Here is a 25,779-nt window from a genome sequence, read left to right on the forward strand (position 1 = left end):
ATAGATTTCTACCTATCTTAGTAATAGATGGTTCTTACAAGCATAGATAGAATTAGAACCCCATACCGTTACGTTTCCTACTTATCTGAGTCAACGGACGCCATAAAAGTGGATTATCGTGTGGCTATGAGGTTCATCCTATTATCTTACCTTTTTATATAATTTTTGATTAGGTACCACTTGTTCAAAATGGTTAGCGACATTCTTAAAAGCAATCGTTTCTTTATCTCCGAGCCCCAAGATTCCAAACATCCCTAAACTATCATAGAAGAGCTTCAGTACATGATCCTGCAAAGTATGATTAAAATAGATGAGAACATTCCGGCACAAGATTACATTGAACTCGTTGAAGGATCCGTCCGTTACGAGATTATGCTGGGCAAACACCATGTTCTTTGTAAGGAAAGGATGAAACTGCACCCCATGACTCGTCACACTATAGTAGTCAGAGAAGCTCTTTTTGCCGCCTGACTGTAAGTAATTGTTTGTGTACTTCTTCATCTGATTTAGTGGAAACAGCCCTGTTTTGGCCTTTGTTAACACATCGGCATTAATGTCGGTGGCATAGATGGTCGCTTTTTCGTAGAGCCCTTCTTCAAGGAGCAGAATCGCCATTGAGTATACTTCCTCTCCCGTTGCACAGCCGGCATGCCAGATGCGGATGGTAGGATAAGTCCGCAGCATCGGGACAATATTCTCCCTAAACTCACGGAAAAAGGTCGGATCCCGGAACATTTCCGTCACGTTTATCGAAAAATCAGCCAATAACCGCTTCAAGCAGGCCGCATCATGCAACAATCGTTCTTGCAGACCGGAAATCGTCGAAAGCCCCTCAGCTGAAACGCGATACCAGATCCTTCTTTTAATAGAATGATAGGCGTAATCTCGGAAATCATAACCATACCACTCATACAGTGCTTGAAGAAGCAGAGAGATTTCCAGCCTTTCCAACCGTTCCTGCAAGCCGGTATCAGTTTGTTTTTCCATCGGCAAATAACCACACCTTTATGAGCGAAATTAGCTGTTCAGGATTGACGGGCTTCGTGATATAATCTGAGGCCCCTGCTTCGATGCATTTGGCCCGGTCATCCATCATCGCTTTCGCTGTTAAAGCGATAATCGGCAAACTCTCAAATTCTGGCTGTTTCCGTATTTGTTTCATGGTTTCATAGCCGTCCATTTCTGGCATCATAATATCCATCAATATTAAATCAAAATCAGTTGGGTGCTCCGAGAGCGTCTGCAGGCACTCCCTGCCGTTCTCAGCAAAGGAAATTTCCATTCCGCACCCTTCTAAAATATTCGATAGCGCAAAGACGTTGCGGACATCATCATCCACTATCAGTGCTTTCTTGCCTTCCAGATAGTTCCGATTGGATGAGGTTTTTACCGTATGGGAATGCTGCATAATTGGCTGTGAGTCGCCTTGATCACGTAAAAAGAATTCAAGCTCTTCCAATAACCGCTGCGGCGCAAGGGCATCCTTCATGATAATCGTATGGGCCTGTTTTTTCAGCCACACTTCCTCTTTTGCAGTTAACTCCCGGCCTGTATAAATGAAGATTTTAATTCCTTCGTTTACTGAATGGGCCCTGATTTCCCCAAGGACTTCGAATCCGGTTGTATCCGCTAAGCCTAAATCGAGAATCATTCCGTCGAATGCCCCTAGCTTTAACTCTTCTAGTGCTTCTGCACCTGTGGCAACAGCTTTCAAAACCACATTTCGATTGCCGATCAGCTCCATCAAGCTGTTTCGCTGCCTCCGATCATCATCGACAATTAACAGCCGTTTAATGGGCTGAGCGACATCTGTTGAGATAGGCTGATTAACTTCTTTTGTCTCTGGATCTTTAACAGGGATCTGGGTTTCATGTTCTTCTGCGGCAGAGGAGGCTGCCACTTCCTCCGCTGCAAGACGCCATTCTTCTTGAACAGATTGATAATCTCCTAAATAAAAAGTAAACGTACTACCCTTTCCTTCGACACTATCCACCGTGATTTTCCCGCTTAATAGGATAGAAATTTCACGACAAATGGATAACCCTAAACCGGTTCCGCCATATTTTCGGCTGGTTGTACCATCAGCCTGTTGGAAGGCTTCAAACACCAAATCATGTTTGGACTCTGGAATTCCGATCCCCGTATCGGAGACCGCGAAATAAACGGAATACGGATCAGCCCCTTGGCCGATTTCCAAAGTGACCTCTCCCTGATGGGTAAACTTAAACGCATTAGATAACAAATTCATTAATACCTGCTGAATGCGCTGGGAATCATTATAAATGAATGTCGGCGTTCCTTGCTTTCGAACCACATGGAAGGTGAGTCCTTTTTCATTGGCGACCTGCTGAAAGCTCCTTTGGGCGAATTCCATTAGGTCCTCTATAGACACGGCAGCGGGTTGAACGTCCATTTTTCCCGACTCTATTTTCGCAAGGTCTAAAATATCGTTAATGAGTGTGAGTAAATCACTGCCAGAGGAGTAAATCGTTTGAGCAAATTCTACTTGCTTTTCGGTTAAGTTCTGTCCTTGATTATCACCAAGAAGCTTCGATAGTATGAGCAGACTATTTAACGGCGTCCGTAATTCATGAGACATATTCGCTAGGAACTCAGATTTGTACTTGGAACTTAACGCCAGCTGTTTCGCCTGTTCTTCCAACTCCCTGCGGGCCCTTTCCATTTCTTGGTTCGTCTGGGCTAATCTCTTATTTTGCATTTCAAAGATTTCTGCCTTTTCTCTTAACGTCACGTTCGTTTCTTCCAGCTCTTCCTGCTGGGCCTGGAGTTTTTCCTCTGACTCCCTAAGCGCGACTGTTTGTGACTCAAGCTCTTCATTCGTGGCTCTTAATTCCTCTTGCTGGGTTTGCAGCTCTTCCGATTGAGCCTGGAGTTCTTCTGTCATTACTTGTGATTCCTCAAGCAGTTCTGCCAAGCGGGCTCGGCTTATGATGCTTTCCATCATGATTCCGACATGTCCAACCAGTTCTTCTAACAATAATTGCTGCTGGTGCGAAAACCGGTTGAAGGAGGCAATTTCCACTACCCCTTTTACGTCGCCCTCAAAACTGATAGGCAAAACATAGATTGTGTTCGGAGAAGCCTCACCTAGGCCGGATTGGACTTGAAGATAATCACTAGGAACATTGGTTAGCAGGATTGGATACTTCTCAACAGCAGCCTGTCCAACGATTCCTTCCCCAAAGTAAAAGTAGTTGGGCCGGTTACCACTTTCGTAAAAGGCGTAACTGGATAATCGGTTTAACAACGGTTTCTGTTGCTCATCATATTCTTTCAGATAAAAGACCGCTTGGCAGGCTTCGATGAGTGGTACAACCTTTGATAAAAAGGTGCTTGTAAAGGCCTCAAGTTCGTACTTGCCGCTTAAAGCAGCCAGTATATCGGCGAGATTGGCCTTAATCCAGGCATATTCCTGATTTTCTTTTCGAAGTCTCTGCTCCTTTTCAACCTGCTCGTCTAAGGACTGGGTCATCCGATTAAACGACTCCGCCACCTCACCGATTTCATCCCTATTGGTGATAACAATCCGCGTTTTCAAGTTGGCGGTTCCGGCCGAAACATCGGTCATGACATCGGCTACACTTTTTAAACGTCGTGCGGCTCTCCAAAGGCCTCGAATCATCACAACTAGTCCTAATAGGAGAACGGCTAGCGAAATCATCATTCCCCAGATCAAGTTACTCCGGTACTCCTCGGATGCTTGGTCTAGTGACGTTTTCATACCCTTTTCAAAGGAATCAATAATGTTCGTAATACTTTGAAAATACTCATCATGAAACTGTCTACTATTGGTTTCCATCAGTTCGATTGCTTCATCGCTTTTCCCTTCGCTTACGAGGAGTAGGATTTGGTCCTTATAGGCCATAAACGTTTGATTGGTCTTGTTTAGTTCTTGGAGCAGTTGCTTCTGCTCTGCTGTTACTTCATATTCTTGAAGCGAAGCAATCTTCTGATTAATCGTCTCACTTTCTTCCTGGATGCTGCTCATTTCCTTATCAAGGGATTTCGTTTGGGGGTAAATGACGAGATTTCGTAATTCGATCGCCACATCTTTCATGTCCGTTTGGACCGCTTCGGTCTTAAAGACCATTTGGTATTTTTCTTGAAGTTGATTGCTCGTTTTTGAAAAACTAGCAATTTGATACCAGCCCACCCCTACTAGAAGTATAACCACAAGCGGAAGTACACTAAGGCCCCATACTAATTTTGTCTTCATTTTCATGTTCATTTCCTACCTGCTGTTCTTGTTAGTAGTTTCTCCATCACTTCTGGTTCCACTGGAGGGCTATAGAGGTAACCTTGCATTTCTTCGCATTTCAGCTGTTTTAGTATAGTAAGCTGTTCTTCCGTTTCGACCCCTTCGGCTACCACCGTCATGTTCAAACTGCCAGCTAAGGAAACAATCGCAGCCACTAAGGCGGCCGCCTCTTTCTCTCGATTCGAAAGGTCCTGAATAAATGATTTATCTATTTTAAGGGTATGGAGCGGAAACTTACGCAAGTAGTTTAACGAAGAATAACCTGTTCCAAAGTCATCCAAACTAATCTTAATCCCTTTGCGCTTGATCTCCTCCAACACAGTCGTCACCATCTCTACGTTCCGCATGATACAGGTTTCAGTAATCTCTATCTCCAGCCATTCAGGGCTTAGACCCACTTCCATTAGGATTCGCTCAATTACTCCAACGAGTTCTTTCTGTAAAAACTGCTTTGCTGAAAAATTGACCGCCATTCGAATCGGTATCATGCCTGCATCTTGCCAAGCTTTATTTTGGCGGCAGGCCGTTCGTAATACCCATTCGCCTATTTCTAAAATCAATCCGGTTTCTTCGGCCAATGGTATAAATTCCAGTGGAGAAACCATTCCAAGACGAGGATGGTTCCATCTTAGAAGCGCCTCCACGCTTGTGATGGCCCCGGTTTTCCCATCGATTCTTGGTTGGTATACCAGCCGCAGTTCCTTTTTTTCCACCGCTTTGCGCAAATCATTTTGCAACGTAAACTTTTTATAAGAATTAGGATTCATCCCGGCATGGAAGAATTGGTATTTATTTTTCCCCTGCTCTTTGGAACGGTACAGAGCCGCATCCGCATTTTTCATTAACGTAATTTCATCTTCACCGTCAAAAGGAAAAACGCTGATGCCGATACTGGTTGTGACATGCAATTCGTATGCGTCAAGATGAAAAGACTCTTGAAACGCAGAAAGAATGCCTCCTGTAATTTCAACCACCCTTTGTTCGCTCGTATTAGGCAAAAGCATCACAAACTCGTCCCCACCTAATCTGGCTGTAAAATACTCGTTGTTCGAGCATTTTTTTAACCTTTTAGCGATTTCTTGCAGCAATTGATCGCCTAGCAAATGCCCAAGTGAATCATTGATATACTTGAAATGATCCATATCCATATACAACAAAGCAAGATTGTGATTTTTCGCCTTTCCTTCGGCGATTAATTGGTTGACCTGATCGTGAAACATCCTGCGGTTTGGCAGCCCTGTTAATCCATCGTGATATGCCATATAGGTAATTAATTCCTGTGATTGGTTTAGATGCTGATTGACCCTCTCTAACTCAACCGTTTTTTTCATAAGACTTTCGGTTTGCTCCATCAGCTTTTGGTTCGTTCTGTAGATGTCGACAAACCCCTCAACTTTCGCTTTCAAGATATATGGGTCAAAAGGCTTGAGTATGTAATCCATTGCCCCGACAAAATAACCTTTGAAAATATGCTGCGAATCCATATTATTGGCGGTTATGAAGATAATCGGGATATTTTTCGATTTTTCCCGTGATTTGATCAGTTTTGCGGTTTCGAATCCGTCCATTCCCGGCATTTGCACGTCGAGTAGAATGGTGGCAAAATCATATTTCAGTAAGTATTTTAATGCTTCTTCCCCTGAAAATGCTTTGATGAGTTGGTAATTTTCTCTCTCAATAATTGCTTCTAATGCTAATAAGTTTTCCACACGGTCGTCTACCAATAAGATATTTACTTTTTCATCCATTTGATTTCCATCCTCATCTGCCGCGATTTTGTCACTCGCACATAAATCGGTATTTTTTCACATTGATTATTTCAAAATAAGGCGTAATCTTTAAAATTTACGCAATATTAGTCACAAAATGTGACTATTTAATCATATCATAGTTCACATTTTGTTTTGTAAAGAATTTTACGAATGATTTACTTTGTAATTTGCGTTATGTTATACAGTAAATAGAGATTAGGTGGTCATAGGATGTTTCATTTATCATTTGGGGAACGACTGGCGAAATGTCGGATTAAGGTTGGTCTATCCCAGGCGGAGCTGTCTGAGCGAGTGCAGATTTCAAAAAGTACATTAGCCATGTACGAAACCAACAAACGAGAGCCAAGTCTTGCTACGATTAATAAATTATCGGAAAAGCTTGGCGTTTCGACTGATTATTTAATTTCTGGAAAGGAAATGGATATTTCAAAGCTGTTAAGCAATTATTGGGGCGCCATCCCCCATGTCAAAGAAATTAGCTATAACGATCCAATTATTAAACATAAAAATATTGAAACGTATTTTAGTACTCCTTATAGTTGGCTGAATGGAGATGGAGAGTATATCTGGTATACCCCTAAGAGCCATGACTATATTACGGATGGAAACGATGTTGAACCGTGGGTGCTGATTTCCCTGCAATCGGAGGTGGATAATGGTGACTTGGCTGCTGTGTGTGTGAATGGGGAAAGTGCGATACTTAGACGGATTTATTTTACGGATGAGCAGCTGACCCTCATCCCTTTTCATCCCGCTAAAGATACGGCGCCGATTTTTTGCCACAAAGCGGAGATCAAAATTCGCGGGAAGGCCATTGCCATGCTGGAAACACGGCTTTTTACATAACCCATTTAATATATTGTTGCTAATGTGCCACTTGTGGATGGCGAACAGTGCCTATCACTGTTCGCCTGAACCACTAGAACCGTCCCTGTGGAGCCGCCTGTGGTTCCGTGGTTCCTGTGGTCACTTTTGAAGGGATTTTTGCAGGGAAGTTAACTCATGCTGGATGCTTGGATACCCGTTTATTTCAGGAATGGGTTTTATGGCGGGTGATTTTTTGCGATTGGCGGCATTCGCCATTGTTTCACAAGCATAAAGCATTTGGGAAAGGATTGGATCTGATAGTATCGGACGTTCTTCATTTCTTGAGCAATTTTCTAGTAAATATCCTAACTGTTCGATGGTAAATACGACTGGCCAGTAATAGTCTAGTGCTTGTTTATCTACTGGAATCTCACCAGAAGCTGTATCATATAGTGTTTTTAAATTATTGATGTTCGTTCGCATTTTTATGACTTCTCTACTTTTTCTCGCCTGAAAACCTGGTCCTTGGTCAGAAAAAAGAATGAATAAAAGCTGCGCCTGACTTCGAATTGTTTTGGTTATTAAATGAGGCAGCCGACTAGAAGCAGATTGTCTTCCTACGAAAAATACTCCTATTAGACCAATGACACTACCGACCAAGATATCCATTAATCTGGCGGATGCAAAATATGTAAAGGTAAAGCTTCCATGGCTCGTGCTTTCCGCCATAAGCAAAGCATTCGGTGTAAAGAACAGAGCAGCAAGCCCATAATTTTTTACAATAAACAACTCTGTTATAAATGTTAAAAGCAATATAAAGACAGCAATCATGTATCCAGAAGGGTGAGCCATTAGAATGAGACTTGCGATCAATATCCCTAGGATGGTACCAAATGCTCGCTGAATCGCACGATGATAGGTAGCGACAATCGTAGAGCCTGACATCACCGCTACACAGGATAACGGTATCCAAAAGGGCCGGGTAAATTCAAACTGATACGCAATCATCGCAGCGATAATAGTGACAATCCCAAACCGTACAGCTGTAATAAAAACGATGGAGTTTTTATCAAAGGCCCCCATAAAAATAGTCCTAAGTGATCGTTTGGAAATGAGAATTTCTTGATTAATCTTAGAAGTAGGTTCACTCATGATGGCATCCGCATCGGTCATTTGTTTGAATAAATGTAGAATGGATTCATCCATCTCTTCCGGCAAAAGATTTTGTTTAGAAACACGTTCATTCTTATTTTTCAAATCAAGGGAATGAGCGATTCCCCGAATAAATTCCCCTAATTGTGGTGGCAATGTGACGTTCGTTTTTGAAAAGTTTTCAAGGACATACAAAAAAATCGAGTTGGCATGCTCCTTTAAAAGTACTAATCGATAAAATTTGTCTATATTTTCCCAAGGGATATATCCCACTGCTAGTGTTTCTTCTGCTTCCTTTAAGCTCGACATGACTTTATGTCTTGACTCATGATAGTTTTCTGTACCAACTGAATCAAGAAACGAAGCCAATTCTGCATATACTTTTTTCACTACACCTGTTTCCGGGCCATGTGGATCAAAAAACCAACCAATCATGGCAACCACGAACGAAAATGCCCCTCCTAGAAAGACGAGGCCGGCACGCAGCCACACAAGTTCTGGATGAACCGGCATGCCCGTTGTCATGGCGAATACTAATACGAAAAAAATCGCAGAAGGTCCGGTAATTTTTAAAGCTCCAAAAATAAAAATAGCCACTGCTCCAATAATCCCCATTAAAATCGCGACTGCCAACGGGAAAGGCGCCGCAAGCGTCCCTAAACAGGAGACCAACATCATTCCCAGTATGACAAAAAATAGCTTTTTGGCTCTTTGGGCATAAGGGATATTAAATACATAAAGATAAGTAAATCCTCCCATTCCAGCGATCAACCCATATTCGAGATTCCCAAGAACTAATCCAATCATCACCGGCAAAGAGGCAGCTATTCCAGCAGAAAATGCCTTTAACCAAGGAAATGGCCTCTTATTAACCTTTAATGCCTGTTTGATAATCGATGGAGATTTGGGATTGACGGATTTAGGCGTTTCATTCATTCCAATTGCTCCTTTTTAACATCATTTAGGTGCTATGTTGCCATGGGGACGGTTCTTCTGGCGCATGATGAGCCGGGAGGTCCCTTCTTAACTTGTCTTACTATTTTTTCCTTGCATATTTTATTTTACAACTACTTTATTCTTCTCCATTTCCTTAAAAATCAGGCTCAAATCCATAATAATTCCTTCTAGGTGATTAGGTACTCTGTCATGATTACCTTAAAAGTATGTTTCGGGTTTACATTTTCATGCTTAATGCAACAAAAAAATGGCCCACACTACTCCTTTCCAAAGGAGTAGGTGTGAGCTATTTTTTAAAGTATTTTAGTTAACAGTTAAAATAACACAGTTCTCGAACAAGGAGGAAAGATGAAAACTAATTTGTAGTAGTTTAAAGTACTTGATAACTTAAGTTATTTGATTTGGGATGGCAAAATAAAATTATATATCCAATAATTGTTATGAGGTTTTCTGAATAAGCCAGTCATTCTAGAGGTTTAACAAGAGATGTATTATATCCAACATTCGACTATTAATAGAAGGTTTAAGATAGAATTTAACAATCTAAATCAATCACCGCTTAAATGTCTTACTATTTGGTTCCTTTCTGCTTGCACATACCTTGCACGTGAAGGATCCACCCTATGAAATGTTATGTACAACTACATTGCAACGGATGAATTTGTATATTTTTTTAAAAGAGCCGCTTCTTCCAGAATGCGTTCACTATTTTCATTTGTAAAAGCATGTATTTCCCCTACTTAAACCCATTGATCTGGAAAAGCCTGACGAACTTCCTCCCCATTCATTTCATCACACCTCCTTTCATAATTTTATCTTCCATTTTGATTGTAGCCAATATTAGTTCAACACTCTCTATAAACACTAACATCTATTATTTCTGCAATACAAATCACCCAAAAAATAGAAAACATTACCTGTAACTATTTGCCAACTCCATGAGAACCGTCCCTATGGCAACCTAGCTTACCTGATGAAGACAAAAAACCCTTCTCAATGAAGAGAAAGGTTTTTTGCTATTCTTCTAAGGTTAGTTAGGCGGATTTGCGATATTATCAACCATGTTTGTTAGCGTAGGAAGTTCGTTGTCTGCAATATAACCATATGATGCAACAACACCCTCTAATGTAGCACCATTATCTCCTTCAGCTAAGGAAGTATCTTTTGCTTGTGCTTTTGCGATAAAATCTTTCGCTGCATGCAGGTGATCAATAGCCAATTTCACCCTACGATTAGATTCTTCCAAATACGCTTTTGCTGCTGGATTTGCCATAACATTCTCCCTCCTTTCATTTTAAGATACTTTTAATTTTATGAATTGTTATGAACAATTGATTGGACAAGCGTCGGAAAACTCAGCCTATTTTTTCCCTCTATCGAATAGACATTCCATTGTGTTGTAACTGATAGTGTATATAAGCCCCCTTCAACTTCTTAAAGATTATTTTAGATTAAAATTCACCAATCATGATTTTACAAGTTACCTACTGCCTATTTCCTGGATAGTCTTAAGTGTACTAAAAAAAGTGCCAAGCACCTCCGAATTTCTAGGAAGTGATAGACACTTATTCAAAAGTAAAAATATAAAATTATGTTTAGTTATCTAAAGTGCTCATTCTATCTGCATACTCTCTTCAGGTCAGGACTTCCAAGAGGATATGAGTGACATCAGGGAATCATGTCTGACGTCATTGACACAGACTTTGGAGAGATCGAGGAACAAATGGAAACTGGCACTAAATATGTCAACAGCCAAGGGGATACTTCCCATGTTTGCCAAAAGAACCGTCCCCATGGCGACCAAAAATTAAACTGTTGTGGTAGCGTATTTTTCTTCTAATGTTTTCTTTAAGAATGACGCTACTTCGAGCATTCCGTATTTTCCGGCTTTTGCTTCTGCAACCGAGTTATAGTTCGTGTTGGTATTGATATCGTACGTGTAAATTTCACCTTCCGCATTTCGGATAAATTCAATTCCAGCCACTTGAATTTGATTGCCAGCCAAAACCGTTTTATATTTTTCTAAGATTTCGTCCTCAAAGCCTTCAATGATTTGGAACTTAGGCTTCTCTTCTACTTCTTCTCCTACCGGGCAGAACAAGTCACCAATTTGGCAGGCATCCGCTGGGCAAAGTTCAAATCCTTCTGAAGTATCCACCCTAACGGCATACACAAAATTTCCTCCCACAAACTCACAACGAGTGATATAACTTTCAGGAGATTGAATGTATTCCTGGATAAGTGTAATGCCATCTACTGGTTCTTCGAAAGTAGGTCCTTCCACATATGCTTTTAAAGCTTCAAGACTTTGGAATAATTGAACTCCTAATCCTTTACCGGCACGGTTATGCTTCGTGATGAACGGTTGTCCGGCAAAGCTTTCTGCTGCCTTAATAATGTTTTGTTTTCCAACCGCCGCAATCGTTTTAGGAGTCTTCACACCATATTTGTTTAACTCTAAATACTGCAAAACCTTACTAACTTCCAGCCTTAGCGCGCTCGTCCCATTTAGCACTGTACGGCCATGTGCTTCAAGCCAAGCCAATACTTGTCCAGTAAATTCAGCTGCAAAACGATGGTCTCGCGTATGAGAAGAAGCACTCATCCGGCTATAGAAGATTCCTTCTGGTGGTTCAGCTGATAAATCTAGTGTTCCTTGGTCTAAATGCCACTCTTCATAAGGAACACCCAGTTCCTCTAATCTTTTGGTTAAATGGACTGTCCACTCACTATTTTCATGGATCACATATACCTTGCTCATTTTTACGTCCCCTTTCTAGTTCTTTAGTAAACTACGTTTTTGTTCCACTAATGGCATAACCTGTTGGGCAAAGCGTTCCATTTCCTCTAGTTGCGGGGAAAATTGTAATAATAATAAGTCTAAGCCAGTTTCTTCATATTGTAAAATTCGATCCGCAATTTGCTCCGGCGTTCCTACTAAATTAGGACGGAGGCCACGATTGGAAACCGAGTAATCCTGTAATTGGATTTGCTGCTCCAAATGGGATTTGGTCGTGAAGTCTTTAAAGCCAGCATAACCGCTAGAATCCTTCACCGTCGTAATTTTTTCAAGCTCCGCCTGCGCCTCTTCTTCTGTATCGCGGCAAATCACATACGCCGCCATTCCGAAAGATTGAAATGGCACATTGCTAGTTTGTTCACGGCGTGCCTTCATATCGGCAATTTTCCGGTCAATCTCTTCAACGGTTCCCCCATGCATCACGTATGCATCACACTTTTCTGCAATGGTTTGCTTGCCTTTTTCGCTTTCACCGCCTGCATAAAGAATTGGATTTGGCCTTTGAACCGGTTTCGGAGCAAGTTTCGTGTCTTTTAAATCATAGAATTGGCCAGAGAAATTAAACGTTTCTTCTGTCCATAACCCTTTAAGTACATCGATAAACTCCTCGGTACGAGCATAGCGCTCATCATGTTCCGTAAAAATTCCGCCATATTGACGCGCTTCTTCCGCCCACCAAGCAGAAACCACGTTTAGAGTAAAACGGCCATTAGAGATTTGATCAATATTTGCAGCCATTTTTGCGGCTACAGCCGGATTATGAAAGCCAGGGCGAATAGCGGTCATGATTTCAATTTTCTCCGTCACCGCTGCAAGTGCGGCGGCTGTGGACCAAGCTTCAAGAGAATCATGCTCCGGTCCTTTAATATCATTTAAATATAATTCAGCTATTAAAGTAGTGGAATATCCCCATTTTTCAGCTGATTGAATGACGTTTTTTGCATATTCAAAGGTTGGCGGCATACTTTCGTCATCAACATTACGTAACCAGCCTCCAAAAATCGGTAACCAAAAACCATATTTCATGTCTATTCTCTCCTCTAGCAATCTAATTATCTAGTTTTCCTATTTACTTAGTTGGAATTGCGTATAAATGAAAAACTCTCTTCATCAAGAAGAGAGTCTGATAACCCTCTCCTCATCTTTCAAGCAAGCGCTTGATGGAATTGGCACAGTATTCAAAAGAACCTGCTGCCGAGGCTTCAAAGGGCCAGTCCCTCCACCTCTCTGGATAAGAAGAAAAATGTAAATTCAAATTTATTATAATGCGATAATAGTTTAAATTCATCAAATTGTCAATCAAATATTTCTAGTCCCTAAATTTGTTTTACGTTCCCTCCCTCTTTGTTATGAATGAGGTAGGAATGGCCCTCAATTCTAGATATGAAAAAGCCCCGACCGTCCACCCTTCCCGATCATCTAGTAAAAATTTTAACCGCCCTGTCCTTTCCCCCTATAAATCTATATATAAAGGGAGAAAGGAGGTGAGGTAACATGGCACAAGGATTTCTTGAAACCACAAAGCTTCGTTTAGTTTTTCAAACTGGGATGGATGATGAGGGCAAACCGATTCAACGTTCCAAGACATTCAGCAATGTCACAAAGGCGGCTACAGCTGACCAATTGTATCAAGCTGCAAATGCTCTCTCTGTTTTGTCTGTCGATCGGTTAAACAAAATTGAGCGCAATGACAGTTCAGAAATTATCGGTTAATGGCACTGGAAAAGTGTAACGATGGGAGGTGAAAACAATGGCAAAAACACTGGAATTGGAATTTGGCACGGAGTTTGGAAAAACGGCCCGGATTTCCCTCGAAAATCCGAAGGAGCCGATTGATGAAGAAGTCGTCAAACAATCCATGGCTCAAATCATTGCATCTGACGTGTTCGTATCACCCAGCGGCAAGCTGATTGCTGCAAAAGGGGCAAGAGTCGTCGACCGCAATGTTGTCGAATATGAACTAGCTTAATAGAAAAACGGAAAGGCCGGATCAGCAGAAACCGGCCTTTTCATGTAGCCCAGGGGAGTCTCCAGAGGGACGGTTCTCATGGCGCTAATCTAACAGTTTAGTAGAGAAAGGAGTGAACGCTTGTGGAACAGATCATTCCGCTCATCAGCGAGGTAGGCTTCCCCATCGTGGTGACCATTTATCTGCTTTACCGGATTGAGGCAAAGCTGGATTTGGTGGTTCAGTCGATTCAGAGTCTTCCTGAACGAATGAAGGGGTGACGCAACAACCTAGCATATACTTGCTTTGAATATGGCTGCAACTTCTTTTGGGGTGGCAGCAATTGGTTTTACTTGACACTTCCAAGACAACTTAGGAAACACAGCCAAAGCCCAGCCATTTTACGGTTGGCATTCCCATAGGAATGTGGCGCAATATTAAATTGAAATAAAAACGCCCGTCATGTTCAAACATTTACGGGACGTTCATCATGAAATCGTATTATCCAACCTTCAGTTTCTCCTCATTTATGATGATACTCCATTTCAAATATATAACGGCAAATCGCTTGGGCGACGCCGTTATTTTCATTGGTGTCCGTAACCGCGTCAGCAATCTCTTTAATGGCTGGGTCGGCATTTCCCATCGCGATGCCTAAACCTGCTGCCTTCAATAACGATAAATCATTGAATCCATCACCAATGGCCAGCACTTGACTCATGTCAAAATCTAATAAGTTACAGACCTTCCGAATCCCATATTCCTTCGTGGCTCCTTTAACGGAGATTTCCAGACTTTTCGGTTCGGATTGGGTCACCTCTAACCCCAAATTGGTGATAACCGTTTTTAATTCATTAATGACAGAAATGTCTTCATTACTCAGACCAAATTTAGTCCATTTCTCCTTTAACAATGCCTTTGTCCATTCATCCTTTCTAATATATCCCTCAGCAGTGTACCCCCAAAACCAGGAATTACTTTCAATGGCCAGATGGTATAACCGTTCGATATCGCTGGACTCCATAAACCTCCTTTCCAGTAATACTCCCGGTGCTTTCCAAATTTCAGCTCCATTCAGCAAAACCATCGGCGAGGTTAATCCAAGCTGGGTCCGGTAATCTGCTGTATTTCGATCGCCGCGGCCTGTAGCAAACGAGACACCCCCCCCCGCCTCTCCTGCTTTCTTAATCCAATATTGAGTCTCAGCTGAGATTTGTTTATTATCTAAAAGTGTGGTTCCATCTAAATCTAGTGCAACTAAACGATAATTTGGCAAAACCAGGTGCTCCCTTCCAATTTATTAGACCCCTCTTGTCCTGCCGAGAAGTCTATTAACTTTTTCACGCGATTGATTGGCATCATTTAACGTACTCATTTCAAAATTAACAAAGTCATCCCGTTCCTTCGAAGAAATCAACTCCATAATGCTTTCAAACGGAATTTCTCCGTCTCCAATCGCTAAATGCTCATCCACTTTTCCATGATTATCATTTAAATGAAAGCCTTTGATATACGGCTTGAGTTTTTGAAGTTCCGAATCGAACTCATCTCGGTTGGCCAGAAATGCATGCCCCGTATCAAAACAGACCCTAATCTTTTCGTTATGAACAGCATCAAGAATTTGGATTAAATCATCACTGTTGGTACCAATTTGTTTCTCATAAGGAGGGACATTTTCTAACAGGAGCAAAGAGCCATCTGGTAGGTCATGGATCTTCTCACTATAAAACTGCTGAATGTTTTCGATGCCTTGCTCATGATTCTCAGACTTTCCCGGGTGAAACAGGATATACTCACTGTTAAAAAATGCAACCAACTCCATGCATTTCTTCCAAATTTCCTCCGTCTTGAAGCGAACAGCTGGATTATCAAGTGCCGGATTAAACTCGATATACGGTCCATGAAAGTTAATCGATGCTCCGTAATGTTGTAACAAACGACGAAGTTCCTTCCGTTTGGTTGGATCCCAGTCCAGCATGTCATATCCAAAACCTTCACACATCACTTCGATAGAACTCCAACCATTTTCTAATAACTTAGCAATGCTCTCTTCGATTGGCAAATGGCGTAACGCAAACGTCGAAACAAGTGACTTCATTGAAATCCTCCTATTCTTTCGAAAACGCAAAGGTCAAATCAAAGCCCACTTCAAACATCCGCTTCCACGGTGAATACACATTCTTGAGATCAATCTTCCCTTCCTTTATATCAGAAAGATTTTCCTCAACAAATGTTTCCAAGTAACCTTTGATAATTCCTTGAATTTCATTAAGATGGCCGGAAATATCAAAATACGTTACACCCAGACGAGGTACATCGTCCATGGCCACGGCCTTTCTGGCAATGGTTTGATAGCCCCAATCTTCTACGAGTCTTGAATAATAAAATTCTCGGCTTTTCCGCCTTCTCTCCCCATTCTTTTCAGTACGCTGATAGTAATAGGATTCAATAATCGTATGAGCGATAACCGTTCCTAACGTATTTCCGGAAGTATTCCATCCAGCATAGGCGTCCAGTTTTTCCAGCAGCCCCTGTTTTTTCAACATAAACATTAAGGTTTGGTCGCTTCCATTGCAGGTGGCAACATCCGCTAATCCAATCACTTTCCCCCAGTCATATTTTAAGGCCTGGACAAATTCCCGATAGTTAATTTCAGAAAAATATGATCGGTGCCTCTCCCCAAATGTTTGGAATGGTTCGGCCACTCCTGATTGGCTGACTGCAGGGGAATGGGTAAATAAAATGGCATCTGCCTCACTGGCATAATCCACGATGACACCGCCCATTGCCGTGATATGGGACTTGATGCTTTCTTGCAAACTGCGGTCTTCGTATTTTGGAATGATATAAGGGCCTTTCGTAGATGAATAACGAATAGACAGTGCCGGCGTATAGTGATGGGCTTCACAAAAGACCTTGGCCAGCAGGGTGCAGCCGATTTCGTCAGCACCTGGATAGATGGCCACCTGATCCCATAGATTACACTTTTCCACCTTGCACAACAGCTTGCTTTGTTCCTGGGAACTAAACCCATATTCGGCATTGTCGTCAAGAGGGATAATCAGAAAATCAATCAGCCCTTGATCAGCCATATCGATCGCATACTCGTTGGTAAAAGCATTGACCTGCCGTCTGCCGATAAAATCAGTGATCACATTCTGTGGTATTTCATCCGTAAGGAGCTCAAGAAGCTTCGCATCATCACCTGTTAATTCCCCGCGGGATTTTTTATCCAACAGCTTTCCATAGTTAGAGATTCTCTCCCCATAAACTTCATAATAATCTGGTTCTTCATCACTGGAATTATAGCCTGGCACCCTCATAATCAGATTAAAGGCAAAGATTTTGAGCTGCGGGTTTTGTGTTTTTAATGCCTTGATCACATCCAGCCTGTTTATGCATTCTTCTTTCGATAAATGATGAAGCCTTGAGGGGACGATTCCTCCATATACCAGCATATCTAGGGATAGGATTAAATAGTTAGCAGTTTTTGTCTCCTTCATTAGCCATTTTTGGAGTCCCTCTACATTGGCAGGTTGTTTCTTTGCCCCTAACAACTCCCTATCCGGGACATGAATTTCCAGGTCTGTCATGGCCGCTAATTGTTGCGGATATTTTAAATTGCATGGCCGTTCATCAAGTGGTAAGTAAACGACTTTCATAACCTCAACCCCTTTTTCTTATATGACCAATTGTTCCGCTTTACGGATGGTCCGCTTTGTTACTTGATAATTCACCAAGCTTACGATGCTAAATGCACATAGGATCGGTAAAAACTTGGCAAATGTGGATAGAAAGATCATCAAACAAGTAACCATTAGTGTGATTGTTGGTGTTGCCGGTCTAGTAATAGTTAGTAAAGCAGCTTTTCGAATAAGCTGGCTCATTGGCAGGTCCAAATCAATCAACAGCGGGTAAATATATAAGGAAATAAATAGAAACAAAAGTCCTAATAACACGAGAATCGGGAAGAGCCCGTACTTGATAATAACACCATCCATCTGCCAAACGACGAAATAATCTCCTACCAATAAAATCGCAACAATGGTTTGTAAAATTCCAATCATAGAACTTTTGAAAAAGTACTTTTTAAAGTTAAGAAAAAAAGTTTTGGTGATGGGTGGTTCCTCTTGATGCGACCATTCTTTCATGACCGCTGTCATGGCTGCGGTCGACGCAAAGACCGTCACAATCGGGAGGGATGAAACAAGCCATAAAATATTTAAATAGCAATAATTACCGATTAGCGCCATTACTTTGTATAAAGTTCCCTCTGGAGAAAACATTTCTCTCACCTCCGCACTCTTGATGAAACAAGACACCACAAGCCCGCTTGCGGTGTCTATTACAACTTGAAAAGATTCAATCTGTTTAGCGGGCAGCCAGTAAAATCGTTTTTAGGTTGGCAACAGATTTCTCCGTTCCCTGCTTGGCATCACCTGCCCCTTCAAATTCGACAGACAACCAGCCTTGATAATCCGCACTTTTCAGTTCAGTAATAACATGGTGCAGATCAACGTTGCCTTCCCCGGCTGCTGTTCCGGCATATCTTTTTCCAGCTAACGATTGAAAAGCGTGCTCCTCATACGTACTGTCCACTTGAATAAAGTCCTTAAAATGCACGTGGACAGCATCGTGTTTCAGTGCCGTAACCGCATCCTTAGGATTTTCATCCACTAACAAAAAGTTCCCGGTATCTAAGGTGCTCCTCACATTAGGTGACCCCACCGCTTCAATTAATTCTGCAACCTGTGCACTCCGGCCGGCAAAATAGCCATGGTTTTCAATGCCTAATAGTACACCCTTCTCTTCGGCATATTTCGCACTTTCTTTCAATCCTTCGATGATCCATTGTTTGCCCTGCTCGAAAGAAATACCTTGGTGCACGTCTCCACTAAAAATACGGACGACTTTGGTATCCAGCTTTTTGGCGATATCCACACTTTTTCGTACCCTTGCCGTCTCCTGATCCCGTTCTTCTTGACTTTCCTTCACAAAATTATTGGTAATATCATAGGCACTAACCTGAAGATTCTTTTCTTTTACTCTTGATAATACTTGGGGGATTTCCATCTCTTCATCATTCCAATAGATATCCAATAATTCTACGCCGTCAACCCCAATGGAGGCCGCATAATCAATAAACTCCAAAATAGACATTTTCCCTGCAGCCACATATTTATGTAAACTATACATACTGACACTCGTTTTCATTACACCTCATCCTTTTCAGTTTCTTCTAGCCTCTTGCCAGCAAGTACTCTGCTACAAATTTGATTCTTTCCTCTTCATGAAATGGATTGGGTTCATGGCCGTTTTCCGGATAAATCTTTAATTCTATTTCCTTGTTTGCCAAATGGTTGTAGGCAGCGAAAACGGTAGAAGGTGGTGTCACGATGTCTTCCAAACCAATCGACATTAACGTTGGAATCTTAATGTTCGGGCAAAAATTCATGACATCAAAGTATGCTAGATTCTTCATTAACTGGTCATAGTTCTCCATTCTTGGGTCACGGAATTTTACATAGCTTAATAGTTCGAGATAGGGGCCACTGCCTGCCACTTGAACGGCCCTGCTAAAATGGGACAGAAAAGGATAGTCAGCCATGGCCAAACATAGTTCGCTGCGCATTGCCGCAGCAATTAAAGTTAAGGCTCCGCCTTGCGATTCACCGTAACCCCCCACCCGTTCTGAATCAATCTCTTCCAATTGAAAAGCCCAATCTACACAGGTCAGTACATCCCGATAGACATTTGCATAATAATAGTTTTCTTTTTTCTCAATCCCTAGTGTCATCCACCCGGGGATTTGATTTCCATTTGGATATCGCGCGTAATCTGGTGAAAATCCTTGCCCGCGCACCTCAAAGCTGATAACCGCTATTCCCTGCAGCGCCCATTTCAGAAATTCACCGACTTGGCCCCTGCTTCCCGTATAGCCATGAAAATGCAACAATGCAGGAAAAGGACCGGGTCCCTGATTCGGAACGATCAGCCATGCGCGAATCGGAGTTTCATCCCAGGACTTAATGGAAACATCGGCAACCTTAATCGAAGCTACAGGATAATCAAGCCAAGTGATTTCCGAATCAATAGTTTCTGGGATAAAGGAATTCATCTCTTTCCAGAAAGAATCAAAGTCGGCTGGTGCCGTTAAAGTTGGTAGATATGTTTTTAATTTTTCTAAGGGAAAATCGCCGATTGAACGAAGCAACGTAAGCACTCCTCTATTAGATGTTAGTACATCTTATCTAAAACAGCCTTAGCCGTTTTTTCGATTGATTGAAAAATGTTTTCTTTTAACCTTAAAGCAACCACTGTTGTTAGAATATCCAGCAAATGCAGCTGCGCAATTTTTGAAGAAAAGGCTCCGCCTTGAAGCGGCGTTTCCTTTGATGCAGCGAGCAAAATGACATCGGCATATTGAGTAATCGGGGATTTCGCATGATTCGTTATACAAATCACATAGGCCTTATTTTCTTTGGCAATCCGAATTGCATCCACAACGTCCTTTGTACTGCCGGAAGTTGAGATTCCAATCACCACATCTCGTTCTCCCACAAGTGCTCCATGCATGGCCATGATATGGGAATCGGAGGAATGCTCCACGGTAAAACCGAACCGCATAAATCGGTATTTGGCATCTAAAGCCGTAATGCCTGAAGAGCCAATGCCAAAGCAATACAGCCGTTTTGCCAAGATGATGGCATTTACCGCCTTTTCTAAACCTTGGGATTGCAGCAAATTGAGTGTATTTTCAAGGGCGTGTGTATTCTGATTGGTAATCTTTTTTGCCACCACCTCCAGATCGTCAGATTCCTCAATTTCCCCGTGGACCTGTTCATCTGGACTGACAAGATTTTGGGCAACTGCCAGCTTGAATTCTTGGTACCCGTGGTAGCCAAGCTTCCGGCAAAACCGGATGACGGTCGTTTCACCGACGCCTGCCTTTTCTGCCAGATCAGTTACGGAGGAATACACGGCTTCCTTTGTGTCGGCCATAACAAAGTCGGCTACTTTTTGTTCTGCTTTGGTCAGGGACTTGTAAATGCTTGATATCATGATAATGGGGCTAGACGTAGTCGTACTCATTTTGTTCCCTATCCTTCCTGTTATTCCATCATTTGACTATGAAAAGGGTGATGATTTAAAAAGTAATTTCCATCCCCTTTTGACTAGATTCATAGATTCCGCACAAAATTTTCATAATCTCGACGCCATCTTCCACAGGACTAATGGTTTCTTTTCCGGTGAGGCAGCAATCTACAAAATGATCAATCTCCGCCTGAAATCCTTTAACGAAATCAAAGGTAAGCATATCTACCTGCGGAGTTAAATTGACGACTGTATCATACTTTTCCGAAACAATCAGCAATTCCGGTTCGATTTCTGCCCCGCCTTTGTCTCCATATAATTTGACAGACATTTCATCCTGCTTGGCATGCAGTGTGAAACTGACATCCACCATTAAAGAGGCCCCGTTTTCAAAACGAATCAAGGCAATAGCAAGATCCTCTACCGTATTGTTGGAGGCATCGAAATCAGCTGCTTTGTAATAAGACAGGTTTTGTACATTTGCCCTGTTCCCCAATTTGTTATAGGTGTTTCCACTTACCGATTTCACTTTGGGACGCCCCATTAAATACCAGCATAAATCAATGACATGGACCCCTAAATCAATCAGCGGGCCGCCGCCGGAACGCTCTTTATCAGAGAACCAGCCGCCGGGATTGCCCAAGCGGCGCAGGCACGAGGCTTTCGCATAATAAATCTCACCAAGTTCGTCATGATCGATAAACTGTTTCAGAATGTTTGTATTGCTGCCATATCTTCTGACAAATCCGACCTGAAGGAGCTTCCCTGTTTCTTTTACGATCTGTTCCACTTGCAAGGCATCCTTTACGGTCGTACAAAGCGGTTTCTCCACCAGTACATGCTTTCCTGCTTGCAGAGCGGCCATACTGATTTCCGCATGGGTGTGATTCCAAGTGCAAATACTAACGGCCTCCACTTCCGGGTTTGCTAAAAGTTCTTTGTAGCTGCTGTAAGTGTATTGGGCCCCATATCTTTCTGCTTTCTGTTTTGATCGTTCGCTATTCAAATCACAAATGGCAATAATCTCGGCCTGTTCATTTATCGAGTAAGAATCTAAGTGGAGATCCGAGATACTCCCGCCGCCAATCACACCGATTTTCAACTTTCTCATTCTCAAAACCTCCAATCGTTTTTAAGGCTGTCTTCATATGCCATTTTTCCTATTTGAATAAACATTAAGTGCTACTCTATTAACGACTGTGCTGGCGTTTTTTTCAGAAGATCGGTCGTTAATAAAGGCTATTAGCGACCGATCTGGCGATTTTTTCGAGCGTTCGGTCGTTTATATATAGACCATATGTTTTTACTTCTTCTAATAGTAGAAAAAGAACCAATCTATTAGAAAATGGTTAGCTACGGTCCAATGAAACATTTCGGTTATCCTGGTATACCCACGGCTGTATGGCCGCACCGATGAGACCAGCATCCCCGCCAAGCTGTGTTGCTTGAATGGCTACTGGCTTAACAAGAGATGGGATTCCAAGCGTTATTACTTTGGACCGCACTTTCTCAATAAACCAGTCCCCATCCTGCAGCACCCCGCCGGTCAATAGCACCATGGTAGGATTGAAGGTATGGATCATGCTGACGATCCCGTAAGACAGGGCACGAATGGCTTCCTCTACTACCTCAGTAGCAGCTTCATTGCCGGCTTGCATCCATTCGAAAACATGCTTACTGTTTAATTCATCGGGATGGTGTTTGTAATAGACCAAGCCGTTATTCCCAATCGATTCATCCGCCAAAATCTTCTCCCTCATCCTTCGGGCCATACCGGTGCCTGACGCGTACGTTTCCAGGCAGCCATTAAAGCCGCAATTGCAAGCTGGACCATTCATATCCACCACAATATGTCCAAGCTCTGCACCGCCACCCCAGGCACCGCGGATAATCTTCCCTCCGGAAATCACTCCGCCGCCGACACCAGTACCCAAGGCAAGGCAGATTACGTCATCGTTGTTTTTTCCGGCGCCGAGCTGCTGCTCCGCAAGGGCAATAACATTCACATCGTTATCTATATAAATAGGAAGATTCGTTTTCTCAGATAAAATTTTTTTAATCGCCACATCGTTCCAATCCTTGATGTTTGCGGTCCCCGATAGTACCTTCCCATGAACAAAATCAATTTGTCCCGCAGTCCCAATTCCAATGCCAATCAGCTGTTTATTTTCAAAATGGGCGGATTCCGTTAATGTAAAAATAATATTTTCCAATAATAGCAAAATCGAATCTCTCGTTCCCTGAGGAGTTGAAAATACCTTTTTCGTTATAATCTCACCAGATTGATCCACGATTCCCGCAGAAATCTTCGTTCCGCCAATATCGATGCCAATTGCGTATTCCATCCTTGTTTCACTTCCATCCGTATCGTGTCATGCTACTTTTGTCCTTTAGGACCCTAAATTAGGTTCTTCTCGTTTCAGTTCCTCTACAAAACGCTTGGTGATTTCTTGCGGCCGAGTAATGGCCGTACCTACAACCACTGAATACGCTCCATTTCGATACGCTTCAATAGCTTCGTCAGGCGTTGAAATTCTTCCTTCGGCGATAACAGGTACCTTGCAGGAAGCAGACAGCTCCTTAATTAAAGAAAAGTCAGGCCCGGTTAATTGGGGGCTATAAGGAGTATATCCGGAAAGTGTGGTAGATATCAGGTCACACCCGAGATTTACCGCCTCGATTCCCTCTTTGACCGTTGAGACATCGGCCATAATCAGGCTGTTGCTATTTTTCCTGATATAGTTCACCAATTCGCTTAACGTGACTCCGTTTGGACGAAGCCGTTCAGTGGCATCTAGTGTAATGACTTCTGCGCCGGATTCGATTAACTCCATTACCTCTTTTAAAGTTGGAGTAATAAAAACATCACTGTCCTGGTAATCCCTTTTAATGATACCGATTACGGGCAGGCCGGTGGCTTTACGGATAGCAATGATATCTTCTTTCCCATTTGCGCGGATCGCAGCCGCCCCTCCCATTTTTGCTGCAAGGCCCATTTTCGCCATAATTTCTGAACCATGCAGGGGTTCATGCTCCAGCGCTTGGCACGAAACAATTAATCGTCCTTTAATGATGTTTAAAAACTCCTGTTTTTCCATCGTCTCACCCTCTTTTTGGTCAGAATCCAATTGTTTTTCAACAAGGAAATTTATCCTTTTACTGCGCTGCTATATGCGCCTTTAATAAAATAATTTTGGAACATCATGAACACGACCAAAATAGGTATTAATGCAATGATCGCACCGGCTGATACTAACCTGGTATCCGTAACAAATGTCCCTTTTAAATCATACAGACCTACTGTCAGTGGATAGGCATTAGGATCCTGAAGGACAAGCAGCGGCCATAAAAAGTTATTCCATGAACCAATGAAGCTTAAGATGGCTAAAGTGGCTAGCATCGGCTTTACCATTGGAATCAAAATATACCACCAAATTTGCCATGGTCTGGCGCCATCAATAATGGCCGACTCATCAATTTCCTTTGGGATCCCCAAAAAGGCCTGCCTCATTAAAAAGATACCAAAGGCAGACACGGCCCCTGGAAGAATAACCCCAGCAAATGAATCGATCAAACCTAATTTCTCTAAAATTAAATAAATCGGAATCATCGTTACCTCGCCGGGAATCATCATCGTTGCCAGGATGACTAGGAAGACCGTATTTTTCCCCTTAAAATTCATCCGCGCCAGCGGAAATGCTGCCAAAGAGCAGAACAATAAAGGGAGAATCACTCCCCAAAAAGCTAATATAATGCTATTCCATAAATAAAGCGGGATGGGAAGGGTGTTCCATACAGTCATAAAGTTTTCAAGGGTAATGTTTTCGGGAATAAAATTCGGGGGAAACGAAAAGATTGCTTCATTTTTCCCTTTTAGGGCAGTGGACAATGACCACAAAAATGGAACAATCATGACAACTGCTGCCAAGGTCAAAAAGAAATAGGAAACAATTAGGCGTCCCGCTTTCCGCTTATTCGGCAGATGGCGTGTTTGTTTGGTTTGATCGATTTTAGGGACTGTATTGATGTTGGTTTGTGCAGGTTGCATGGAACTGCCTCCTTTTATGTCTCTTGATCTAACGTTCGTTTATTTAACAAGGTTAGTATTAAAATAATAATAAATAAGATAAATGAGATGGCACTTGCGTAACCCATTTCCAGCTCCTTAAACGCCTTTTCAAACACCATATAGACAACTGTCTTTGAAGCCCCAATCGGTCCACCCTCCGTCATTGTCAGCATTAAGGTGAACTCTTTAAAGGCTGACATGGTGGAAATGACGGCCGTAAAGAAGATGATGGGCTTCAGCATTGGAAAGGTAATATGCCGATGTTTTTGCCAAAAATTCGCCCCGTCCAATTCCGCTGCTTCATATAAATCAGTCGGAACCGACTGCAATCCTGCCAAATAAAATAACATATAATACCCAAGCCCCTGCCAAATAGTCACCATGGCCAAACTCGGCATGACGAATTTTCGACTGGTCAACCAATCAACCGGATTAACTCCGACTAAGCTTAATAAGTAATTAAAAATTCCATCACTAGCAAACAACCAATTCCATAAAATAGCGGTGATGACGACGGAGACTAGCGCCGGGAAATAGTAGATTAGCCGGTATAGTTTAATAGCCCGTAAGTTTTGATTCACTAGAATGGCCAGAAAAACAGGCAAAACGACGAGTGCAGGTGTTACTAAAACCCAAAAATAAAAGGTATTGCGTAACGCACTCCAAAATTCTTCATCCTGGAATGCCGTTTTAAAGTTGTCCAGTCCCACCCACTCGACTGGCTGGAATACATTATAATTGGTGAAGCTAATTCCCAGTGCCGCAAGGGCCGGCAGCAGGGTAAAGGTTGTTAACAATATTCCCGCCGGCAGTAAAAAGGACCATGCGTGTCTTGCTTTATACATACAACCACTCCTACGAATTTACGATTGCTGTTACAAGAAAAAGGAGGCATTCACT

At 42.3% G+C, this 25,779-nt stretch carries 23 protein-coding genes and 1 riboswitch; of the genes, 4 read left to right on the top strand and 19 right to left on the bottom strand.

Features of this window, described 5'->3' with window-relative positions; genetic code table 11:
* Nucleotides 1-141: 141 nt before the first annotated feature.
* From BN2425_RS10815 to BN2425_RS10825, 3 genes are read right to left on the bottom strand one after another with little or no spacing between them, the layout of a single operon-like run.
* Nucleotides 142-987, bottom strand: a complete 846-nt coding sequence (locus tag BN2425_RS10815; protein WP_042458866.1) for a CheR family methyltransferase — start codon at nucleotides 985-987, stop codon at nucleotides 142-144.
* Nucleotides 971-4,249 carry a response regulator gene (locus BN2425_RS10820; protein ID WP_052352831.1) on the bottom strand — a complete coding sequence of 1,093 codons (3,279 nt, stop codon included), beginning with the start codon at nucleotides 4,247-4,249 and terminating at the stop codon, nucleotides 971-973. Before BN2425_RS10820 ends, BN2425_RS10815 begins: the two co-directional genes overlap by 17 nt.
* Nucleotides 4,246-6,027, bottom strand: a complete 1,782-nt coding sequence (locus tag BN2425_RS10825; RefSeq protein ID WP_042458869.1) for a two-component system response regulator — start codon at nucleotides 6,025-6,027, stop codon at nucleotides 4,246-4,248. The genes BN2425_RS10820 and BN2425_RS10825 overlap by 4 nt, the downstream gene beginning before the upstream one ends.
* 234 nt (nucleotides 6,028-6,261) lie before the next feature.
* Between BN2425_RS10825 and BN2425_RS10830 the strand changes: the two genes are divergently transcribed.
* The gene (locus tag BN2425_RS10830) at nucleotides 6,262-6,897 is read left to right on the top strand and encodes a helix-turn-helix domain-containing protein (protein ID WP_052352832.1); all 636 of its coding nucleotides are present in this window, start codon (nucleotides 6,262-6,264) and stop codon (nucleotides 6,895-6,897) included.
* A gap of 120 nt (nucleotides 6,898-7,017) precedes the next feature.
* Here the strand turns inward: BN2425_RS10830 and BN2425_RS10835 are convergent, their stop codons facing one another.
* The 4 genes from BN2425_RS10835 to BN2425_RS10850 all read right to left on the bottom strand — a co-directional run bounded on the left by BN2425_RS10835 (nucleotide 7,018) and on the right by BN2425_RS10850 (nucleotide 12,793).
* Nucleotides 7,018-8,946: an FUSC family protein gene (locus BN2425_RS10835; protein WP_042458872.1), complete on the bottom strand. Its 1,929-nt coding sequence runs from the start codon at nucleotides 8,944-8,946 to the stop codon at nucleotides 7,018-7,020.
* 1,051 nt (nucleotides 8,947-9,997) lie between these two features.
* Nucleotides 9,998-10,240 (bottom strand): hypothetical protein, encoded by a 243-nt coding sequence (locus tag BN2425_RS10840; RefSeq protein ID WP_042458874.1) that lies wholly within the window; start codon nucleotides 10,238-10,240, stop codon nucleotides 9,998-10,000.
* Between the two features lie 534 nt (nucleotides 10,241-10,774).
* Nucleotides 10,775-11,728 (bottom strand): ATP-grasp domain-containing protein, encoded by a 954-nt coding sequence (locus tag BN2425_RS10845; protein WP_042458877.1) that lies wholly within the window; start codon nucleotides 11,726-11,728, stop codon nucleotides 10,775-10,777.
* 15 nt (nucleotides 11,729-11,743) lie between these two features.
* The gene (locus BN2425_RS10850) at nucleotides 11,744-12,793 is read right to left on the bottom strand and encodes an LLM class flavin-dependent oxidoreductase (RefSeq protein WP_042458880.1); all 1,050 of its coding nucleotides are present in this window, start codon (nucleotides 12,791-12,793) and stop codon (nucleotides 11,744-11,746) included.
* A 109-nt stretch (nucleotides 12,794-12,902) separates the two neighbouring features.
* Nucleotides 12,903-13,005, bottom strand: a riboswitch (SAM riboswitch).
* A gap of 256 nt (nucleotides 13,006-13,261) precedes the next feature.
* On the opposite strand from BN2425_RS10850, the gene BN2425_RS10855 reads away from it, so the two are divergent.
* The 3 genes from BN2425_RS10855 (at nucleotide 13,262) to BN2425_RS10865 (ending at nucleotide 13,996) form a co-directional block, all read left to right on the top strand.
* Nucleotides 13,262-13,480, top strand: coding sequence for a DUF1659 domain-containing protein (locus BN2425_RS10855; protein WP_042458881.1), 219 nt, complete (start codon nucleotides 13,262-13,264; stop codon nucleotides 13,478-13,480).
* Between the two features lie 37 nt (nucleotides 13,481-13,517).
* Nucleotides 13,518-13,736 (top strand): DUF2922 domain-containing protein, encoded by a 219-nt coding sequence (locus BN2425_RS10860; protein WP_042458884.1) that lies wholly within the window; start codon nucleotides 13,518-13,520, stop codon nucleotides 13,734-13,736.
* Between the two features lie 122 nt (nucleotides 13,737-13,858).
* Complete coding sequence (locus tag BN2425_RS10865; protein WP_042458887.1) at nucleotides 13,859-13,996, top strand: YvrJ family protein; 138 nt, start codon at nucleotides 13,859-13,861, stop codon at nucleotides 13,994-13,996.
* Between the two features lie 242 nt (nucleotides 13,997-14,238).
* Here the strand turns inward: BN2425_RS10865 and BN2425_RS10870 are convergent, their stop codons facing one another.
* The 12 genes from BN2425_RS10870 to BN2425_RS10925 all read right to left on the bottom strand — a co-directional run bounded on the left by BN2425_RS10870 (nucleotide 14,239) and on the right by BN2425_RS10925 (nucleotide 25,724).
* The gene (locus tag BN2425_RS10870) at nucleotides 14,239-14,991 is read right to left on the bottom strand and encodes a Cof-type HAD-IIB family hydrolase (RefSeq protein WP_042458890.1); all 753 of its coding nucleotides are present in this window, start codon (nucleotides 14,989-14,991) and stop codon (nucleotides 14,239-14,241) included.
* Nucleotides 14,992-15,015: 24 nt separating this feature from the next.
* The gene (locus BN2425_RS10875) at nucleotides 15,016-15,813 is read right to left on the bottom strand and encodes a sugar phosphate isomerase/epimerase family protein (protein WP_042458894.1); all 798 of its coding nucleotides are present in this window, start codon (nucleotides 15,811-15,813) and stop codon (nucleotides 15,016-15,018) included.
* 10 nt (nucleotides 15,814-15,823) lie between these two features.
* Nucleotides 15,824-17,377 (bottom strand): DUF4127 family protein, encoded by a 1,554-nt coding sequence (locus tag BN2425_RS10880; protein WP_042458896.1) that lies wholly within the window; start codon nucleotides 17,375-17,377, stop codon nucleotides 15,824-15,826.
* 18 nt (nucleotides 17,378-17,395) lie between these two features.
* Nucleotides 17,396-18,001 (bottom strand): YesL family protein, encoded by a 606-nt coding sequence (locus BN2425_RS10885; protein ID WP_042458898.1) that lies wholly within the window; start codon nucleotides 17,999-18,001, stop codon nucleotides 17,396-17,398.
* Between the two features lie 85 nt (nucleotides 18,002-18,086).
* Nucleotides 18,087-18,929 carry a sugar phosphate isomerase/epimerase family protein gene (locus BN2425_RS10890; protein WP_042458901.1) on the bottom strand — a complete coding sequence of 281 codons (843 nt, stop codon included), beginning with the start codon at nucleotides 18,927-18,929 and terminating at the stop codon, nucleotides 18,087-18,089.
* 25 nt (nucleotides 18,930-18,954) lie between these two features.
* Complete coding sequence (locus BN2425_RS10895) at nucleotides 18,955-19,929, bottom strand: acetylxylan esterase (RefSeq protein WP_052352833.1); 975 nt, start codon at nucleotides 19,927-19,929, stop codon at nucleotides 18,955-18,957.
* 23 nt (nucleotides 19,930-19,952) lie between these two features.
* The gene (locus BN2425_RS10900; RefSeq protein WP_042458903.1) at nucleotides 19,953-20,807 is read right to left on the bottom strand and encodes a MurR/RpiR family transcriptional regulator; all 855 of its coding nucleotides are present in this window, start codon (nucleotides 20,805-20,807) and stop codon (nucleotides 19,953-19,955) included.
* Nucleotides 20,808-20,862: 55 nt separating this feature from the next.
* On the bottom strand, nucleotides 20,863-21,921 hold the full coding sequence (locus BN2425_RS10905; RefSeq protein ID WP_042458905.1) for a Gfo/Idh/MocA family protein: 1,059 nt from the start codon (nucleotides 21,919-21,921) through the stop codon (nucleotides 20,863-20,865).
* Between the two features lie 238 nt (nucleotides 21,922-22,159).
* A complete protein-coding gene (locus tag BN2425_RS10910; protein WP_042458908.1) occupies nucleotides 22,160-23,155 on the bottom strand; it encodes an ROK family protein in 996 nt (331 codons plus the stop codon).
* Between the two features lie 45 nt (nucleotides 23,156-23,200).
* The gene (locus BN2425_RS10915) at nucleotides 23,201-23,908 is read right to left on the bottom strand and encodes an N-acetylmannosamine-6-phosphate 2-epimerase (protein ID WP_042458910.1); all 708 of its coding nucleotides are present in this window, start codon (nucleotides 23,906-23,908) and stop codon (nucleotides 23,201-23,203) included.
* Between the two features lie 50 nt (nucleotides 23,909-23,958).
* Nucleotides 23,959-24,858, bottom strand: a complete 900-nt coding sequence (locus tag BN2425_RS10920) for a carbohydrate ABC transporter permease (RefSeq protein ID WP_081798048.1) — start codon at nucleotides 24,856-24,858, stop codon at nucleotides 23,959-23,961.
* A 14-nt stretch (nucleotides 24,859-24,872) separates the two neighbouring features.
* A complete protein-coding gene (locus BN2425_RS10925; RefSeq protein WP_042458913.1) occupies nucleotides 24,873-25,724 on the bottom strand; it encodes a carbohydrate ABC transporter permease in 852 nt (283 codons plus the stop codon).
* Between the last annotated feature and the right edge of the window lie 55 nt (nucleotides 25,725-25,779).

It is taken from the genome of Neobacillus dielmonensis, assembly GCF_000612665.1.
Classification (GTDB): Bacteria; Bacillota; Bacilli; order Bacillales; family Cytobacillaceae; genus Neobacillus; species Neobacillus dielmonensis.

What these genes read in the sequence shown, in the direction of transcription:
- BN2425_RS10815 (WP_042458866.1), bottom strand. Translation starts at nt 987, where the DNA reads ATGGAAAAACAAACTGATACCGGCTTGCAGGAACGGTTGGAAAGGCTG.
- BN2425_RS10820 (WP_052352831.1), bottom strand. Translation starts at nt 4,249, where the DNA reads ATGAACATGAAAATGAAGACAAAATTAGTATGGGGCCTTAGTGTACTT.
- BN2425_RS10825 (WP_042458869.1), bottom strand. Translation starts at nt 6,027, where the DNA reads ATGGATGAAAAAGTAAATATCTTATTGGTAGACGACCGTGTGGAAAAC.
- BN2425_RS10830 (WP_052352832.1), top strand. Translation starts at nt 6,262, where the DNA reads ATGTTTCATTTATCATTTGGGGAACGACTGGCGAAATGTCGGATTAAG.
- BN2425_RS10835 (WP_042458872.1), bottom strand. Translation starts at nt 8,946, where the DNA reads ATGAATGAAACGCCTAAATCCGTCAATCCCAAATCTCCATCGATTATC.
- BN2425_RS10840 (WP_042458874.1), bottom strand. Translation starts at nt 10,240, where the DNA reads ATGGCAAATCCAGCAGCAAAAGCGTATTTGGAAGAATCTAATCGTAGG.
- BN2425_RS10845 (WP_042458877.1), bottom strand. Translation starts at nt 11,728, where the DNA reads ATGAGCAAGGTATATGTGATCCATGAAAATAGTGAGTGGACAGTCCAT.
- BN2425_RS10850 (WP_042458880.1), bottom strand. Translation starts at nt 12,793, where the DNA reads ATGAAATATGGTTTTTGGTTACCGATTTTTGGAGGCTGGTTACGTAAT.
- BN2425_RS10855 (WP_042458881.1), top strand. Translation starts at nt 13,262, where the DNA reads ATGGCACAAGGATTTCTTGAAACCACAAAGCTTCGTTTAGTTTTTCAA.
- BN2425_RS10860 (WP_042458884.1), top strand. Translation starts at nt 13,518, where the DNA reads ATGGCAAAAACACTGGAATTGGAATTTGGCACGGAGTTTGGAAAAACG.
- BN2425_RS10875 (WP_042458894.1), bottom strand. Translation starts at nt 15,813, where the DNA reads ATGAAGTCACTTGTTTCGACGTTTGCGTTACGCCATTTGCCAATCGAA.
- BN2425_RS10880 (WP_042458896.1), bottom strand. Translation starts at nt 17,377, where the DNA reads ATGAAAGTCGTTTACTTACCACTTGATGAACGGCCATGCAATTTAAAA.
- BN2425_RS10885 (WP_042458898.1), bottom strand. Translation starts at nt 18,001, where the DNA reads ATGTTTTCTCCAGAGGGAACTTTATACAAAGTAATGGCGCTAATCGGT.
- BN2425_RS10890 (WP_042458901.1), bottom strand. Translation starts at nt 18,929, where the DNA reads ATGAAAACGAGTGTCAGTATGTATAGTTTACATAAATATGTGGCTGCA.
- BN2425_RS10900 (WP_042458903.1), bottom strand. Translation starts at nt 20,807, where the DNA reads ATGAGTACGACTACGTCTAGCCCCATTATCATGATATCAAGCATTTAC.
- BN2425_RS10905 (WP_042458905.1), bottom strand. Translation starts at nt 21,921, where the DNA reads ATGAGAAAGTTGAAAATCGGTGTGATTGGCGGCGGGAGTATCTCGGAT.
- BN2425_RS10910 (WP_042458908.1), bottom strand. Translation starts at nt 23,155, where the DNA reads ATGGAATACGCAATTGGCATCGATATTGGCGGAACGAAGATTTCTGCG.
- BN2425_RS10915 (WP_042458910.1), bottom strand. Translation starts at nt 23,908, where the DNA reads ATGGAAAAACAGGAGTTTTTAAACATCATTAAAGGACGATTAATTGTT.
- BN2425_RS10920 (WP_081798048.1), bottom strand. Translation starts at nt 24,858, where the DNA reads ATGCAACCTGCACAAACCAACATCAATACAGTCCCTAAAATCGATCAA.
- BN2425_RS10925 (WP_042458913.1), bottom strand. Translation starts at nt 25,724, where the DNA reads ATGTATAAAGCAAGACACGCATGGTCCTTTTTACTGCCGGCGGGAATA.